The sequence below is a fragment of the Variovorax sp. GW821-FHT10D07 genome, from assembly GCF_059415325.1.
Genome location: NZ_JBWKMZ010000006.1, coordinates 379,365 through 395,537 on the forward strand (window position 1 = coordinate 379,365; position 16,173 = coordinate 395,537).

At 67.8% G+C, this 16,173-nt stretch carries 14 protein-coding genes; 12 read left to right on the top strand and 2 right to left on the bottom strand.

Annotation, left to right across the window (positions count from 1 at the left end):
* Positions 1-10 precede the first annotated feature (10 nt).
* Positions 11-868, bottom strand: a complete 858-nt coding sequence (locus tag AC07PU_RS20440; protein ID WP_495319960.1) for an FAD binding domain-containing protein — start codon at positions 866-868, stop codon at positions 11-13.
* A complete protein-coding gene (locus AC07PU_RS20445) occupies positions 865-3,246 on the bottom strand; it encodes a xanthine dehydrogenase family protein molybdopterin-binding subunit (protein WP_495319962.1) in 2,382 nt (793 codons plus the stop codon). Before AC07PU_RS20445 ends, AC07PU_RS20440 begins: the two co-directional genes overlap by 4 nt.
* 305 nt (positions 3,247-3,551) lie before the next feature.
* Here AC07PU_RS20445 and AC07PU_RS20450 point away from each other — a divergent pair, with 305 nt between their 5' ends.
* The 12 genes from AC07PU_RS20450 (at position 3,552) to AC07PU_RS20505 (ending at position 15,975) form a co-directional block, all read left to right on the top strand.
* Complete coding sequence (locus AC07PU_RS20450; RefSeq protein ID WP_495319991.1) at positions 3,552-3,869, top strand: non-heme iron oxygenase ferredoxin subunit; 318 nt, start codon at positions 3,552-3,554, stop codon at positions 3,867-3,869.
* Positions 3,866-5,125: an NAD(P)/FAD-dependent oxidoreductase gene (locus tag AC07PU_RS20455; RefSeq protein WP_495319964.1), complete on the top strand. Its 1,260-nt coding sequence runs from the start codon at positions 3,866-3,868 to the stop codon at positions 5,123-5,125. The genes AC07PU_RS20450 and AC07PU_RS20455 overlap by 4 nt, the downstream gene beginning before the upstream one ends.
* Positions 5,126-5,146: 21 nt before the next feature.
* Complete coding sequence (locus AC07PU_RS20460; RefSeq protein WP_093345134.1) at positions 5,147-6,457, top strand: aromatic ring-hydroxylating oxygenase subunit alpha; 1,311 nt, start codon at positions 5,147-5,149, stop codon at positions 6,455-6,457.
* Positions 6,454-6,969, top strand: coding sequence for an aromatic-ring-hydroxylating dioxygenase subunit beta (locus tag AC07PU_RS20465; RefSeq protein WP_495319966.1), 516 nt, complete (start codon positions 6,454-6,456; stop codon positions 6,967-6,969). Before AC07PU_RS20460 ends, AC07PU_RS20465 begins: the two co-directional genes overlap by 4 nt.
* 13 nt (positions 6,970-6,982) lie before the next feature.
* Positions 6,983-7,978, top strand: coding sequence for an amidohydrolase family protein (locus AC07PU_RS20470; RefSeq protein ID WP_495319968.1), 996 nt, complete (start codon positions 6,983-6,985; stop codon positions 7,976-7,978).
* A 25-nt stretch (positions 7,979-8,003) separates the two neighbouring features.
* Entirely contained in the window at positions 8,004-9,050 is a 1,047-nt protein-coding gene (locus tag AC07PU_RS20475; protein ID WP_495319970.1) for a 2,5-dihydroxypyridine 5,6-dioxygenase NicX family protein, read from the top strand.
* Positions 9,047-9,682: an isochorismatase family protein gene (locus AC07PU_RS20480; protein WP_495319972.1), complete on the top strand. Its 636-nt coding sequence runs from the start codon at positions 9,047-9,049 to the stop codon at positions 9,680-9,682. Before AC07PU_RS20475 ends, AC07PU_RS20480 begins: the two co-directional genes overlap by 4 nt.
* Complete coding sequence (locus AC07PU_RS20485) at positions 9,679-10,659, top strand: tripartite tricarboxylate transporter substrate-binding protein (protein ID WP_495319974.1); 981 nt, start codon at positions 9,679-9,681, stop codon at positions 10,657-10,659. Before AC07PU_RS20480 ends, AC07PU_RS20485 begins: the two co-directional genes overlap by 4 nt.
* Before the next feature lie 23 nt (positions 10,660-10,682).
* A complete protein-coding gene (locus AC07PU_RS20490) occupies positions 10,683-12,626 on the top strand; it encodes an aconitase family protein (protein ID WP_495319976.1) in 1,944 nt (647 codons plus the stop codon).
* 119 nt (positions 12,627-12,745) lie between these two features.
* On the top strand, positions 12,746-13,204 hold the full coding sequence (locus tag AC07PU_RS20495; protein ID WP_398492550.1) for a MarR family winged helix-turn-helix transcriptional regulator: 459 nt from the start codon (positions 12,746-12,748) through the stop codon (positions 13,202-13,204).
* Positions 13,205-13,267: 63 nt separating this feature from the next.
* On the top strand, positions 13,268-14,893 hold the full coding sequence (locus AC07PU_RS20500) for an MFS transporter (RefSeq protein ID WP_495319979.1): 1,626 nt from the start codon (positions 13,268-13,270) through the stop codon (positions 14,891-14,893).
* A 26-nt stretch (positions 14,894-14,919) separates the two neighbouring features.
* Positions 14,920-15,975: an aldo/keto reductase gene (locus tag AC07PU_RS20505; RefSeq protein WP_495319981.1), complete on the top strand. Its 1,056-nt coding sequence runs from the start codon at positions 14,920-14,922 to the stop codon at positions 15,973-15,975.
* The last annotated feature ends 198 nt before the right edge of the window (positions 15,976-16,173 follow it).

A 16,173-nucleotide genomic window follows, 5' to 3' on the forward strand; every position in this document is an offset into this window, starting at 1 on the left:
GAGATCGCGTTCAATTCCTTGCTCCCTGAACCTGGTGGTGGATGGTCACGCTGGCCTGCTGCAGCGCACGCTCGAGGGCGGCGGCGAACAGCTGGAGATCGATGGCGTCGCGCTCGGGAAGGGCCTGCTTCACGGCAGCCTTCACCTGCTCGCGCGTCAGCCCCTGCGTAGCGTCATCGCCCAGATGCGCCGCGAGGCCGCGCAGCAGGATCGGCGGACCATCGACCGCGCCGAGCACCACACGCGCGCAGTTGCGCGAGGGATCGAAGAAGCAGGCCGCGCTCGCTTCGGCGAACTCGCCGGTCTTGCGGCACAGCTTGTGATAGCCCCAGCGCGCGGTGGGCGTCGAGACCGGCACCGCGACGCAGACGATCAGCTCGTCCGCCGCGAGCACCGTCGTGTAGGCGCCCAGCAGCAGGCTGTCCGCCTCGACGGTGCGCTCACCGTTGCGCGACCGCAGCCGGACGCGTGCACCCAGGGCCGCCAGGCTCACGACCCAGTCCGCCGCGGGGTCGGCGTGCGCCAGGCTGCCGCCGATGGTGCCGCGCGTGCGGATGGCGCGGTAGGCGATGCCGGCCGCGACGTCCTGGACCGGATGCCCCACCAGGGGCGGATGCACCCCGTCCTCGAGTTCCGCATGCGTCACGGCGGCGCCGATCTCGATGGCATCGCCTCGGGTGCGCACGACGCGCAGGTCTTCGATCTGCGCGATGTCGATCACCTCCGAGGGGCGCGCCAGGCGCAGGTTCAGCATCGGCCCGAGCGACTGGCTGCCGCCCAGAAGCTTGGCCGAACCGTTCTGCGACAGCAGTTCGATGGCATGGTTCACGTCCGCGGCCCGGGCGTAGGCGAAGTTCGCGGCTTTCACAGCGCGCCCTCCCGAACGGGCCTGGCCGATTCGAGCGCCTGCAGCAGGCGCCGGGGCGTCAGCGGCGTCATTCGCAATTCGGCGGCGCCGGTTCCTCGCAAGGCATCGTTCACGGCATTGAAGATCACGGCGGGTGGCGCGACCGCGCCGCCTTCTCCCATGCCCTTGGCGCCGAACTCCGTGTGGGGCGAGGGTGTCTCGGTGTGCTCGATCCGGATCCGCGGCATCTCCATGGCGCCCGGCAGGATGTAGTCGGCCAGCGTGGAAGCCAGGGGCTGGGCCTGGTCGTCATAGGGGCTCTCCTCGTACATCGCGGTGCCGATGCCCTGCGCGATGCCGCCGATGGTCTGGCCTTCCACGATCATCGGATTCACGATGGTGCCGCAGTCTTCCACCACCACGTAGTCGAGGATCTCGACGTGGCCGGTCTCGGTGTCCACCGCGACCACCGCGGCGTGGCTCGCATAGGTGAAGGTGCCCGTGTCGACCTTGGGTTTGTAGGCACGCGATACCTCGAGTCCGCCCAGGTGGACTTCGGGCGGCAGGTCCTGCGGCGTGAGGTACCAGGCGCGTCCGACGTCGGCCAGCGGAATCGACTGCTCGCCGGCCCAGGCATGGCCGTCGAGCAGGGACACGCTGTGCGCATCCACGCCCATCAGGTGCGCCGCGATGGACTGCACCCGGGGCAGCAGTTCCTTGCAGGCGGTGGCGATGGCGCCGCCCGACATCACGGTGGCGCGCGAGGCATAGGTGCCGGAGGAGAACGGCGTGAGATCGGTGTCGCCATGGATCACGCGGATGCGGCTGACAGGGATGCCCAGCACGTCGTGGGCGATCTGCGCGAAGCTGGTCTCCATCCCCTGCCCGTGCGAGTGCACGCCCACGCGCACTTCCACGCCGCCGTCGCCGGTCATTCGCACCAGCGCCTGGTCGAAGCCGGGCACGACCGAGATGCCCCAGCCGGCGAACACCGCCGTGCCGTGCGCCGATTGCTCGGTGTAGGTGGCGACACCGAAGCCGATGCGGCGGCCATCGGGCTCGCCGCGGGCCTGCCGTTCGCGCACGGCCTCGTAGCCCACCATCTCGAGCGCACGCGTGAGGCTGGCGCGAAAGTCGCCGCTGTCGAAGTGCTTGTTCGCGATGTTCACGTAAGGCATCTGCGCGGCGGGCACGAGGTTCTCGAGGCGCACCTGCCACGGTTCGCGGCCCACTTCGCGCGCCACCGCGTCCATGAGCAGCTCGATCGCGAAGCAGACGCCGGTGCGCGCCACGCCCCGGTAGGGCATGAAGCCGGGCTTGTTCGTGCCGATGCACACGGTCTCGCATCGGTAGCCCTGGATCGTGTAGGGGCCGGGCAGGTTCCCGAGCGCCTGCCCGGGCTCGAGCCCGATGAAGAACGGCCAATACGAGTAGGCGCCCCCGTCGATGGTGATCACCGCGTCGAGCGCGAGCAGCTTGCCGTTGCGGTCCGCGTACGCGGTGAGCTCGTAGTGGTGCTGGCGCGTGTTGGCGCCGACGATCAGGTGCTCGCGCCGATCCTCGAGATAGCGGAACGGGCGCTTGTACGTCTTGGCCAGCCAGGCCACGCACATGTCCTCCGGGTAGAGCATGCCCTTGTAGCCGAAGCCGCCGCCCACGTCCGGCGAGATCACGCGCACGTACTCCTCGTTCATGCCGAGGTGCTGCGCGATGCCGGCGCGCAGCAGATGGGGGCACTGCGTCGCGCAGATCAGCACCAGTTGCTCGGTGCGGAAGTCCCAGTACGCCATGACGGACTTGCCCTCCATGGGCGCGATGCATTGGCGCGAGAGCTCGACGCTGCGGCTGACCTTGACTTCGGCCTGCGCCGCGACCTGCTCGAAGTCCCGGTCCATGCGCAGCGTGAGGAACACGTTGTCCTTCCAGCCCGGATGAAGGAACTCGCCGGTCGCCGCCCGCGCGGACGCGGCGTCGTGATAGACCGGCAGTTCGTCGTACGAGACCTGCACCTCCTCGAGCAGGTCCTCCGCGAGCGCGCGCGTCGGCGCGATCGCCATGACGACGGCCTCGCCGACATGGCGCACCTTGCCCTTCGCGAGCGGCGGCACTTCCGAGTACTGGTAGCCCGGGATGCTCGACGGCGACTGGATGTCCAGCGCGCCCTCGAGCATCTCGCGCACGAACACCCGTCCCGCGAGTTCCTCCGGAATCTCCACGCCCGTGATGGCGGCGTGCGCGAGCGGGCTGCGCAGGAACGCGACCTCCTGCAGCCCGGGCATCACCACGTCGCCGACGAAGTTGCCCTTGCCCGCCATGTGCCGGGCGTCCTCCTTGCGGGGAACCCTGGCCCCGATCCCCTCGGGCTTGAGCGCCCGTGTCGGTAGTTCTGCGTGATCCATGTGTTGTCTCCGAGGTGTGGTGGATCGACAGGAAAATCGATAGATACGAAGTGTACTGTCTTAATTATAGGTAGCTCGTCGCGAAAGCGGATCACCTGTCTTGCCGCGTGGAAACCCTAGGCTTCGACCCGGCGTATCGACCATTTTTCCCCATTAAACAGATACCTTCTTCGACATTCAGATGCTCGGTCTGTCTTCTCCGAAGCGAGCGTTCCCCGTGGAAACCCTGATTCATCCCGATCTCCTTTCACCTAAATTACGACGTGTACTGAGCAATTTTCTAGAGCACTGCAATGGAACTCGTCATGGAATGGATCAAGGTGGCCTCGGCGCAGGAGCTGGGCGAGGACGAAGTCAGGTCCGTGAACGTCGCGGGCCACAGCATCGCGCTCTACCGCGTCGATGGGGAGTTCCTCGCCACCGACGGGATCTGCACGCACGGCAAGGCGCAGTTGTCCGAGGGCTTCCTCGAAGACGGATGCATCGAATGCCCGCTGCACCAGGGACGCTTCGACATCCGCACCGGCAAGGCCCTGTGCGCACCGGCGACCGTCGACCTGCGCACTCACGCCACGAAGCGCGTGGGCGATGACATCTACGTGCAGGCACCGGACGCCGCATGAGCCGCGAACCGATCGTCATCGTCGGCGCCGGCCAGTCCGCCGCGGTCGCCGCACAAACGCTGCGCGAGCTCGGCCATCAGGGGCGGATCGTCATGCTGGGCCGGGAGGCGCACCGGCCATACGAGCGCCCGCCCCTGTCGAAGGCCATGCTCAGCGCGGAGGTCGAACCCCGGCTCGATGTCCTGCCGGACGACGTCTGGTCGCGCATCGATGTCGAGCTGCTTCCGAGCGTCGAAGTGGTCGCCCTCGATCCCGAACGGCAGCAAGTCCGCGCCCGCGACGGGCGCGTGTTCGCATACGGCACATGCCTGCTCGCCACCGGCGGCGAAGCCATGACGATGGCCGGCCTGCCGCGCGGCACCCCGCGCGTGCACTACATCCGGACCCTCGACGACGCGCGCCGCTTCCGTGCGGCCCTCGGCGAGCGGCCGCGCGTCGCCATCGTCGGCGGCGGCTTCCTGGGCCTCGAGCTCGCGCATTCCGCGCTGGAGGCCGGTGCGTCATCGGTGACGCTGCTGGTGCGCACGCCACCGTTGCTCGAACGCTTCCTGCCGAGCGAAGCCTCGGCATGGCTGGCTTCCGCGCTGGTGCGCGAGGGCGTGCGGCTGGTGCTGGACGATTCCCTGGTTCATGCGCGAGCCGCCGAGAACGGCTGCATGGAGCTGGTCACCGCCGCGGGGCTGCGGCTGGAGGCCGACCAGATCGTGGTCGCGATCGGCCTCGTGCCCAACGACCAGCTCGCGCGCGATGCGGGCCTGAGCATCGCGGCCGGCGGCGGCGTGCTCGTCGATGCCGAGTGCCGTACCACCAAACCCTTCGTCTTTGCCGTGGGCGACTGCGCAAGCCAGCTGCGTCGCGGCCAATCGCAGCCCACGCGCGTCGAGTCATGGCAGAACGCGAACGAGCAGGCACGCACGGCCGCGGCGGCCATCCTGGGCCTGCGGCCGCCACCCCCGGGGGTGCCATGGTTCTGGACCGACCAGGGCCGGCACAACGTCCAGGTCCTGGGCGCTCCGGCCAGCGATCTCCAGTACCTCCGCTGCGGCGATCCCCTGCACGACAAGGCGCTGTGGATCGGACATCGGGACGGCGTGCCGATCCATGGCGTCGCCCTCAACTGCGGTGCCGAGTTGCGTGCCATCCGACCTCTCTTCGACCGCGCACAGCCGGTCGACGTCAGCGACCTCTCCCACGAGATCGTCAACCTCCGGGCATGGGCCAAGCAGGCGCTGCAGCGCCTGCCGGTCGCCGCATGACCCTTTTCTTGAAGGACCTGTATGTATCAATCACAAGCGGTTATTGGAATCACGAATGCCGACAAGGACCCGCCATTCGAGCAGTGCGTCTGGCCGGCCGATGCCCTCCACACGATCCCGGACTGGGTCTACACCAGCAAGGCGGTCTACGACCGCGAGATCGACAAGTTCTTTCTCGGGGAGAGCTGGAACTTCGTCGCGCTCGAGGCCGAGATCCCGGCCACCGGCGACTACAAGCGCGGCTACGTGGGCGCCACGCCCGTCGTGATCGCGCGCGCGGAGGACGGGACCGTCTCGGTCTTCGAGAACCGCTGCGCGCACCGCGGGGCCGAGTTCTGCCGCCACAACCAGGGCAATGCGAAGGAGTTCGTCTGCCCCTATCACCAGTGGTCCTATGACCTCAAGGGCAACCTGCAGGGGATCCCCTTCAAGCGCGGCGTCGACAAGGTGGGCGGCATGCCGCCGAGCTTCAGGAACGAGGACCACGGCCTGCGCCAGCTGCGCGTGGCGACGCGCAACGGCCTGGTGTTCGCCACCTATTCGGACCGCACGCCGCCGCTCGAGGAGTACCTCACGCCGGAGATCGTCGAGCAGCTCGATTCGACCTTTCCGGGCAAGAAGCTCAAGGTGCTGGGCTACTACCGCAACGAGCTTCCGTGCAACTGGAAGATGTACCACGAGAACCTCAAGGACCCGTACCACGCCACGCTGCTGCATTCGTTCCTGGTGGTGTTCGGCCTGGCCGTGGCGGGGGTCAAGGCCCTGATCTACGCGGACACGGTGCACGGGCGCCATGGCTTCATGGGCTCGCGCAAGACGAAGGAGAAGTACGCCAGCGTCTCCGACGACAACAAGTCGCAGATGCGCTCGTTCCATGACCACCTGAAGCTGCGCGACGAGCGCTTCCTCGACTTCGTGGAGGAGTTCGACTCGCCCTGGTCGGCCATCATGATGACCATCTGGCCGAACATGATCGTGCAGCGCGAGCTGAACACGCTGGGCGTGCGCCAGATCATCCCGAACGGGCCCAACAGCATGATCATGCAGTGGACGATGTTCGGCTACGAGGACGACACGCCCGAGATGACGCGCCATCGCCTGCGCCAGGGCAACCTGATGGGACCCGGAGGCTTCCTGGGCGTGGAAGACAACGAGGCGCTGAAGTTCGTCCAGGAAGGCATGCGCCGCTCGACGACGGACACCAACGTGATCCAGCTCGATGCCGGGCAGACCGGCACCACGCGTGGGTTCATCTCCGAGTCCTGCATCCGCTCGATGTACGCCTACTACCGCGAGGTGATGGGCATTCCCGTCGCGGAGGCCACGGCATGAAGCACCCGCTCGCCTACAGCCCCGCGAGGGTCGCGCCCCGGCGCGCGATCGAACTGCGCGCCGAGATCGACGTCTTCCACGCCGAGTACTGCGCCGCGCTCGACGCCGCCGACATCGAACGCTGGCCCGGGTTCTTCTGCGAGGACGCCACCTACCGCGTGACTTCGCGCGAGAACGCGCTGCTCGGCATGCCCGTCGGCCTGATGTACTGCGAAGGGCTCGACATGATCCGCGACCGCGCGATGGCCATCGCCCACTCGCAGATGTTCGCGCCGCGCCAGATGGTCCACGTGCTGGGCATCACGCGCGTGGTGGACGAGGACGAATCCACGATCGCCGCGCAGACCCCCTTCATGCTCGTGCAGACCCTGGTGGAGGGCCCATCGACGCTCCATCTGGCGGGCACCTACTACGACAAGTTCCTGCGGCGCGCCGACGGGCTCGTCTTGTTCCACCGCGACGTCGTCCATGACACCGAAGTGCTGGCGACGGCCCTGGTCTATCCGGTCTGACAGAAAACCCACCATGAACACCACACCAAAGATCGCACTCGAAGAACACTTCTCGGCGCCCGGATTCGAGCAGTACTGGGCGCCCTTCGTCAGCGCGCTCCCGCGCGCCTTCACCGCCGAGATCGGGGCCCGGCTCTCGGACTTCGACGACCGGCGCATCGACGAAATGGATGCCGGCAACATCGGCTATTCGATCCTGTCGGAGACCACCCCCGGTGTGCAGGCCGAAGCGGACAGCGCGCTCGCGGTCCGGCGAGCGAGGGAGAACAACGAGTTCCTCGCGGGGCGCGTGGCACGCCACCCGAAGCGCTTCGGCGCATTCGCGCATGTCGCGCTGCAGGAGCCGGCCAGCGCGGCGGACGAGTTGGAGCGCACCGTTCGCGAATACGGATTCAAGGGCGCGCTGATCAACGGCCACACGCTGGGCCGCTACTACGAGCACCGCGACTTCGACGTCTTCTGGGAACGCGCGGAAGCACTCGGTGTTCCGATCTACCTGCACCCGGCAGCGTTCAGCGCACCGCCGGCCCTGCTCGCGGGCATGCCCGTGCTGCTGGGCCCCACGTGGGGCTGGGGCGTCGAAACCGCGGGACATGCGCTGCGCCTGCTGTTCGGCGGTGTCTTCGATCGCTTCCCGCGGCTCGTGCTGCTGCTGGGACACATGGGCGAGTTCCTGCCCTACCAGCGCACGCGGATCGACAGCCGCTTCGCCGCCTATCCGTCGGGCATCCGGTTGGGCCGCAAGCCGAGCGAATACTTCGGTCGCAACATCCTGATCACCACCGCGGGCGTGTGCTCGGCGCCCGCCCTGCTGGGCGCGATCGGCGAGATCGGGGCCGAGGCCGTCCTGTTCTCGGTCGACTATCCCTTCGAGTCCACCGAGGAAGCCTGCACGTTCATCGAGAACGCGCCGCTGGATGCCGCCACGCGCGCGCTGGTCTGCCACGGCAATGCACGCCGCCTCTTCAAGCTCGAAGCGCTCGAAGAAGCGGTGCTGCCCCAGGTCTGACGTCACCAACGAAGAGGTACAAAAAATGTCCGCTGTCAGCGACTACCAATTGACGAAGGCCTGGGAAGAGGTTCTCCGGCTGTCCAGGCTCGAGCCCGGCCAAACGGTGACCATCCTGTGCGCGCCCTACACGAACCCGCAGACGCTGCGGACCGCGCTGGTCGCGGCCCAGAACGCGGGTGCGGTCGTCACGACGATCGAGCTGCCGCCGATCAACGCCGAGAAGGCCACGAGCCGCGACCGCCTGAACTGGCTGGGCGAGACGCCGCTGAGCAACAACCCGGTGGCGCTCGCGGCGCTGAAGACGAGCGACCTGGTGCTCGACCTGATGGTGCTGCTGTTCTCGCCCGAGCAGATGGAAATCCTCGGGTCCGGCACCAAGATCCTGCTGGCCGTCGAACCGCCCGAGATCCTGGTGCGGGCCGTGCCCACGCAAGAAGATCGCCGCCGCGTGCGGCGCGCCACCGAGGTGCTGAGCAAGGCCCGGCTGATGCGCGTGACCTCGCCCGCCGGCACCGATGCCACCTTCAAGATCGGCGACTTTCCCACCATCGGCGAGTACGGGTTCTGCGACGAGCCCGGCCGCTGGGACCATTGGCCCAGCGGCTTCCTCTTCACCTTCGCCAACGAGGGCGGAAGCGACGGCACCATCGTGATCGACAAGGGCGACATCCTCCTGCCGCAGAAGAACTACATGGCGGACAAGATCACGCTGACGGTGCGCGACGGCTTCGTGCGCGAGATCGAAGGCGACATTGACGCGCAGCTGATGCGCGAGTTCATGGAGGCCTACAAGGACCCCGAGGCCTATGCGATGGCGCACATCGGCTGGGGCATGCAGCCGCGCTGCTACTGGCACACGCTGTCCCTGCTCGACCGCGAGCAGACGGTGGGCATGGACGCGCGCGCCTTCGAAGGCAACTTCCTGTTCTCCCTGGGGCCCAACAACGAGGTCGGTGGCCCGCGCACGACGGCCTGCCATCTCGACATTCCGTTGCGCAACTGCACGGTGGAGCTCGACGGCGTGGTGGTGGTGCGCGACGGCAAGGTCGTCGAGGAGGCCCTGCAATGAGCCGCGACGACGACGTGTACCGCCAGCAGGGCTTCGGCAACGCCCTGCCGCCCGAGGCCCCGTTCGCCCTGCTGATCGTCGACTTCATCAATGGATTCGCCGACCCGGGCAGCTTCGGCGGCGGCAACATCGGGCCCGCCATCGAATGCACGCACGGCCTCCTGGCCGAGGCGCGTGCGCGCGGCTGGCCGATCGCGCATACGAGGGTGGTCTACCAGGACGACGGAGCCGACGCCAACATCTTCGCGCTCAAGGTGCCCAGCATCCTCGCCTTGAAGGAAGACGCGCACGGCAGCCAGTTCGTGCCGCAGCTGCAGCCTTCCGCCGGCGAACTGGTGGTGCGCAAGGTCCATCCTTCCGCCTTCTTCGGCACCTCGCTGGCGGGCTGGCTGTCGCAGCGCGGCGTGAAGACCGTGCTGGTGACGGGCTGCACCACCAGCGGCTGCGTGCGCGCCAGCGTGGTGGACGCGATGTGTCACGGCTTCCGCCCCGTGGTCGTGACCGACTGCGTGGGCGACCGTTCGCTGCCGGCGCACGAGGCCAACCTGTTCGACATGGGACAGAAGTACGCGACCCTGCTGACCCGCGACGAGGTGCTGGGCGTGCAACGCATTCACGGGAGCCAGTCATGAAACGCCGACAAGTCCTCCACACGATCGCCATGGGCGCGCTCGGCGCCGCGCAGGTCGCGCGCGCGCAGCTCTCGAGCGTGTCCGGGCGCACCGTTCGAATCGTCATCGGCTTTCCGCCGGGCGGCTCCACCGACGTCATCGCGCGCACCATGTCACCGCACCTGGAGAAGGCGCTGAAGGCGACCGTCATCGTCGACAACAAGCCCGGTGCCGGTGCCCGCCTGGCCAACACCTACGTGAAGAGCGCCAGGCCCGACGGCAACACCCTGCTGCTGACGTCCTCGACGCTGATGTGCGTGTACCCGCACGTCTTCAAGAACCTCGGCTACGACCCGCTGCGCGACTTCGTGCCGGTGGCGTCCGTCGTCAACATGGAGTTCGGCTTCGTCGCCAGCACGTCGGCAGCACCGGGCATCAAGTCGCTGCGCGAGTACGTGCAGTGGGTGAAGGCGGATCCGAGGAACGGGAACTACGGCGGCGTCGGCGTCGGGTCGATCCCGCACTTCATGGGCGCCATGCTCGGGCGCGAGGCCGGCGTGGCGATGAACTACGTTCCCTTCCTCGGCGGCGCGCCGCATCTGCAGGCACTCAATGGCGGGCAGATACCCTTCGGCGTCGACGTGACCTCGGGCCTGGTGCCGCACCTGGGCAGCGGCCGGATCAGGCTGCTGGCCACCAGCGGCGCCGAACGCAGCCTGCCGGACGTGCCGACCATCGCCGAGGCGGGCTTCGGCGCGCTGACGCTCGAGGACTACAACGCCTTCTTCTATCCGGCCGGCACGCCACTGGAGTTCGTGCAGCAGGTCGAGGCAGGGGTGAAGACCGCGCTGCAGCAGCCGAGCGTGCAGGAGACCTTCCGCCAGCTGGCCTTCAGGCCCGGCAATGCGGGCGCCAGCCAACTGGCCGCGCGCATGAAGCCCGATCTCGAGCGGTGGCGCAAGGTGATCGAGGACACCGGCTTCAAGCCGCTCGATTGACGACCTCCTTCCTCATGCCCACGATGACTTCGAAGCTTCGCCAGGTCGGCCATCTCACCATCCTGCTGGACGACGACGGCCTCGCCACCGCCGCCAGGCTGGTGGGCAGGGCCCTGTATCTGACGCACGACCGCGGCCCGCTGCGCACCCAGTTGCAAGGCGCCACACTGACCGAAAGGCCCGCGGTCTCCGATCTGTTCGCCCATGTATCGACCGACGCGATCATCAAGGCGAACCCCGATTGCTACTACTACGACGACCGGCTCGGCGACCTCCTGCTGCGCTCCCTGGGAAACGGCGGCTACGTCGAGGCCAGGGAGATACGGCAAGGCGGCTTCGGCCTGATTCTGGCGGGCGAGGGATGGGGCGAAGGCAGTTCGCGCGAGGTCGCTGCCCGGGCGCTGCTGATCGCGGGGATCGGCGCGGTGTTCGCCCCGTCCATCGCGCCCATTCATCGGCAGAACCTGATCAACAACGGGATGCTGCCGATCACCGATCCCGCACTCGCCTGGCGCATGGCCGATGGCGAGACCCTCGCATTCGACGAGCTGCTCGAGGGCTTCGACGCGAGCTCGCGCAGGATTCTTCGCCGCGGTGGCCTGTTCCCCTTCATGCAGGCCCGCAGCGAAGGCAAGGAACACGACGAGGCCATCGCGACGCCGGCCCGCGCGATGACCCTCGCGGAGAAGATCATGGCGCGGCGCATGAAGACGCGCTTCGGTGCGGTTCGACCCGGGGACACGGGCTTTCTCGAGGTCGATGCGGCGTTCTCCCATGACTACACGACGGCGCCTGCCGCGGCCGCCGCCGAGGCGGCCCTCGGACGACCGGTTCGCGTCCAGCGGCCTGCAACCGTCCACTCTTTTCCGGACCACCTGACGCTGGCCTCGCGATTGCCGGGCATCGATGCCGAAGCGCTGGCCGGCATTGCCGATCTGCGCATGTCGCAGCGTACGCTGGCCGAGCGGACCGGGATGCATTGGCACGCCACGCCGCAAGGAACGCCCACGGGCATCTGCCACACGGTGATCCGCGAGCAGGTCGCCCTTCCCGGCCAGGTCATCGTCGGGACCGACTCGCACACCTGCTCCGCCGGCGCGCTCAATTGCCTGGCCTATGGCGTCGGCAACAGCGAGATCGCCGCCGTGTGGGAGTGGAACGTGCTCAGCGTTCGTGTCCCGCGGACCGTCAGGGTCCAGCTCGAGGGCCGCTTGTCCGCGGCCTGCACGGCGAAGGACGTGATGCTTCACCTGGCCGGCATCGGCAAGGCGTCGGGCATCTTCACAGGCCGCGTCATCGAATTCGGCGGCAGCGGCCTCGAGACCTTGATGTTCGACGAGCAGGCCGTGCTCGCGAACATGGCGGTCGAATGCAATGCGTTGACCGCCGTGTGCGAACCCACGTTGGCGATGATCGATCACCTGGCCGTTCGGCGGCAGATCGCGCCGGAGGATGCCTGGGCCCTGTGCCTGCGTCCCGATCCGGAGGCCGAATACGAGCGCGTGATGACCGTCGACCTCGGCGCGATCCAGACCCTGGTGGCGCGCCCCGGCCATCCCGGCAACGGGGTGCCGCTCGAGCAAGTGCTGGGAACGCCGCTGGACCTGGCCTATGGCGGCTCGTGCACTGCCGGTGACCTGGGCAGCATTGCGATGTATGCCGAAGTCTTCAGCGGCCGCCGCGTCCGCATTCCGACCTATGTGCAATACGGCTCGCAGCTGGTGCAGCAACAGGCCAGGCAGGCGGGCTACCACGACGTGCTTGTCGCGGCCGGCGTGACGGTGATCGACGAGCCTGGATGCGGCGCGTGCATCAGTGCGGGCCCCGGGGGGCCTCGCGCGGGGCAGGTCGCCATCTCTGCGACGAACAGGAACATGCCGGGGCGGATGGGGGACGGCGATGTCTATCTGGCCAATCCGCGTGTGCTTGCGGCATCGGCGGTTGCGGGGTGCATCGCTGAGCCGTAGCGGGCTCGGCACGGTGGTTGACGGCGGCCCCGGCCGCAAGGCGCTCACGGCGAAGCGGCAGCGCCACGCGGTAAACACTACCGCCCTCGCGGTTTATGGGCATATACCCATAATTGCGCATGACCTCCGCCCACCACCACCACGGCATGTGCTGCAGCACCGCGCTGCGCAAGGCCACGCGCCGCGTCACGCAGCTCTATGACGAGGCGCTGGCACCCGTGGGGCTGCGTTCCACCCAGTATTCGATCCTGATGGAACTGAGCCGGCGTGCCAGCGAGGCGCCCACCCTTCAGGTGCTGGCCGATGCCCTGGTGATGGACCGCTCCGCCCTGGGTCACACCTTGCGCCCGTTGGAACGCGATGGCCTGCTGGCGCTGCAGCATGGCGAGTCGGATCGGCGCCAGCGCCAGGTGGTGCTGACCCGCAAGGGCCAGGCACTCGTCGCTCGCGCGCAACCGCTGTGGCAGCGCGCGCAGGACCGCTTCTGCGAGGTGTTCGGCGAAGCGGAGGCGGCGATCTTGCGCATCACCTTGCTGGACATTGCCGCGGACGAGCGGCTGAGTTCGCGGGCCTCCTGATTTTTCGGGTTTGCATCCACCGCTTTTCTCGTTGACCCCAATATGGGCATATGCCCCTAAATCATGACCGCCAGCCTTCCACCCACGCCCGCGCCACAACAGGCCGCAGCCTCGCCTGCCATCGCGCAGGATCCACGTCGCCAGCAGGCCGTTCTGCTGGTGGCCTCCATGGTGTCGTCGCTGGTGATGCTCGACACCAACGTGGTGGCGGTCGCCCTGCCCACCATCGCGCACACGCTCAATGCCGAGTTCGCGGACATGCAATGGGTGATCACCGCGTACATGCTGCCCTTCGCGGCCCTGCTCATGGCTGCGGGCTCGCTGTGCGACCGGTATGGCCGGCGACGCATCATGGTGGTGGGGCAGGTGCTCTTCGTCGGCGCTTCGCTGTTCTGCGGCACGGCCCCGGCCGCCTGGGTGCTGAATGTGTCGCGGGCGTTCCAGGGGATCGGCGCAGCCCTGCTGTTGACGGCGGCGCTGGCAGTGATCAACCACAGCTTCCAGGGACCCGCGCGCGCACGGGCCTACGCGTTCTGGGGCGCCTGCCTGGGCATCGCCATCACCTGCGGGCCCATCCTCGGCGGTGTGATCTCCAGCACCATCGGCTGGCATTGGGTGTTTCTCATCAACCTGCCGATCGGCGTGGTGCTGATCGCCGCCACGCTGCGGGTGGTGGAAGAGTCGCGCGACAAGGAAGCCGTGCGGCTGGACTATGGCGGCGTCGCCACCTTCAGCGGTGCGCTGTTCCTGCTGACCTGGGCCGCCATCGACGGCAACGCGCTGGGCTGGACTTCGCCCGCGGTGCTGGGACGCCTGATCGGCGGCGTGCTGCTGCTCGAGGCCTTCGTGGTGATCGAGGGCCTGCAGGCGCGGCCCATGGTCGACTTCAGGCTGCTGCGCTCGCCGGCTTTCGTCGGCAGCGCTTTCGCCATGGTGGGTTACGCGGCGGGGGCGCAGGTCATGCTGTTCTACCTGCCGCTGTACTTGCAGAACGCCTTTGGCTTGTCACCGGCCAGCGCGGGCATCTCGATGCTGCCGTTCGCGCTGCCCATGTTCCTGGTACCGCGCATCGCGGCCCACTACACGGCCGGGTGGACGCCGCGCGCGTTGCTGTGCCTGGGCCTGGGGCTGAGCGGCGTGGCGAATGCGGCCATGGCGCTGCTGGCCACCGGCGGATCGAACTATCTAGCCTTCGCCTGTGCGATGGCGCTTGCGGGCACGGGCGCCGGCCTGCTCAACGGCGAAACGGCCAAGGCCATGCAGGGCGCGATCCCGCCGCAGCGCGCGGGCATGGCCTCGGGCCTGGCGGGCACCACACGCTTCAGCGGTCTGCTGGCGGGCGTGGCCGGATTGGGCGCGGTGCTGGTCGCGATGGCCACTGCGGATTTCCAGCGCGCGGCCGCGCAGTGGCCATTGGCGCCCGCACTGGCGCGGGACGTGGCCAAGCGCTTCAGCGCGGGCGATGTGGCGGGGGCGTTGCACGCATTGCAGGCGCTTCCCACCGATACGGCCGCCGCTGCTGCAACTGCGTTGCGACATGCATTCGGCACCGGATTCGCCGCCGCCGCGTGGTCCGCCGCCGGCGTGGCCGTGGCCTCGCTGGTGCTGACACGGCTGCTGATGCCCGGCCGCGATGCCCAGGCGGCGAACGGCCTGCAAGAGGCGCACATGGTGGCGCCGGGTGAGTGATCGTCCATCAACGAAGGAGAAATTCCATGCGCTATCGTCTTCTCGGCCGCAAGTCCGGCCTTCGCGTCTCTGAATTCGCACTCGGTGTCGCCCTGTTCGGCACGGGTTGGGGCTACGGCTCCGAGCATGCCGATGCGCGCCGGGTGTTCGATCGCTATCTCGAGGCCGGCGGCAACTTTTTCGACACCGCCGACGGCTACCAGTTCGGCCAGTCCGAATCCATGCTCGGCGAGCTCATCGCACCGGTCCGCGACGACATCGTGGTGGCGACGAAGTACAGCGGCGGCGCATCGAAGGAGCCGACGCTGGCCAAGACCGGCAACAGCCGCAAGAACCTCGTCTACTCCGTCGAGCAGAGCCTGCAACGGCTCAAGACGGACCGCATCGACCTGCTGTGGGTCCATCACTCCGACAACGTCACGCCCACCGAGGAAATTCTGCGAGGGCTCGACGACCTCGTGCGCGCGGGAAAGATCCTCTACGCCGGCTTCTCGAACTTCCCGGCCTGGCGCATCGCGCGTGCGGACCTGCTGGCGGAACTGCGTGGCTGGTCGCCACTCGTCGGGGTGCAGTTCGAGTACAGCCTGATCGAACGCAGCGCCGATCGTGAACTGATGCCGATGGCCGAAGCCCTGGGCTTGGCCGCTGCCGTGTGGTCTCCGCTCGGGGGCGGCCTGCTCACGGGCAAGTACCGCAATGGAGAGCAAGGTCGGCTGCAGGGCATGGGCCGGGTCATCCGCACCGAGAAGACCGAGCGCGACGCGGCCGTCGTGGACGCCGTGATCGATGCGGGTGTGCAGCTCGGGAGATCGCCGGCCGAAGTGGCGCTGGCATGGCTCGGCGCCAAGGCGCGGAAGTCCACCACATCGATCATCACGATCATCGGGCCGCGTACGGTGGAGCAGCTCGACAACAACCTTCTGGCGCTCGACCTGGCGCTACCGCAGGACTTGGTGGACCGGCTCGATCAGGTCAGCCAGATCGCTCCTGGGGTCCCGTTCGAAGTCAATGCGGAGACGCTTCCGCGGATGCTGGGCGGCCGTCCTCACTTGGTGGATTTGCCTGCCTTCAAGGTCATTTGACCAATTGCTTGCGTTACACCGCCAATTGAATTGCTAATAAAAAAAAAGCGCATCGTTTTGGGCGATGCGCTTTTTCGTTTCTGCAAAGAAGAAACCCCAGCCTTTGGGGCTGGGGTTTCTAGGCTGTAAGAGCCTGACGATGACCTACTTTCACACGGGAACCCGCACTATCATCGGCGCTGAGTCGTTTCACTGTCC

Coding starts and splice junctions, on each gene's coding strand:
- AC07PU_RS20465 (WP_495319966.1), top strand. CDS start 6,454: ATGAAGCACCCGCTCGCCTACAGCCCCGCGAGGGTCGCGCCCCGGCGC.
- AC07PU_RS20460 (WP_093345134.1), top strand. CDS start 5,147: ATGTATCAATCACAAGCGGTTATTGGAATCACGAATGCCGACAAGGAC.
- AC07PU_RS20445 (WP_495319962.1), bottom strand. CDS start 3,246: ATGGATCACGCAGAACTACCGACACGGGCGCTCAAGCCCGAGGGGATC.
- AC07PU_RS20490 (WP_495319976.1), top strand. CDS start 10,683: ATGACTTCGAAGCTTCGCCAGGTCGGCCATCTCACCATCCTGCTGGAC.
- AC07PU_RS20470 (WP_495319968.1), top strand. CDS start 6,983: ATGAACACCACACCAAAGATCGCACTCGAAGAACACTTCTCGGCGCCC.
- AC07PU_RS20505 (WP_495319981.1), top strand. CDS start 14,920: ATGCGCTATCGTCTTCTCGGCCGCAAGTCCGGCCTTCGCGTCTCTGAA.
- AC07PU_RS20480 (WP_495319972.1), top strand. CDS start 9,047: ATGAGCCGCGACGACGACGTGTACCGCCAGCAGGGCTTCGGCAACGCC.
- AC07PU_RS20455 (WP_495319964.1), top strand. CDS start 3,866: ATGAGCCGCGAACCGATCGTCATCGTCGGCGCCGGCCAGTCCGCCGCG.
- AC07PU_RS20485 (WP_495319974.1), top strand. CDS start 9,679: ATGAAACGCCGACAAGTCCTCCACACGATCGCCATGGGCGCGCTCGGC.
- AC07PU_RS20450 (WP_495319991.1), top strand. CDS start 3,552: ATGGAATGGATCAAGGTGGCCTCGGCGCAGGAGCTGGGCGAGGACGAA.
- AC07PU_RS20475 (WP_495319970.1), top strand. CDS start 8,004: ATGTCCGCTGTCAGCGACTACCAATTGACGAAGGCCTGGGAAGAGGTT.
- AC07PU_RS20500 (WP_495319979.1), top strand. CDS start 13,268: ATGACCGCCAGCCTTCCACCCACGCCCGCGCCACAACAGGCCGCAGCC.
- AC07PU_RS20495 (WP_398492550.1), top strand. CDS start 12,746: ATGACCTCCGCCCACCACCACCACGGCATGTGCTGCAGCACCGCGCTG.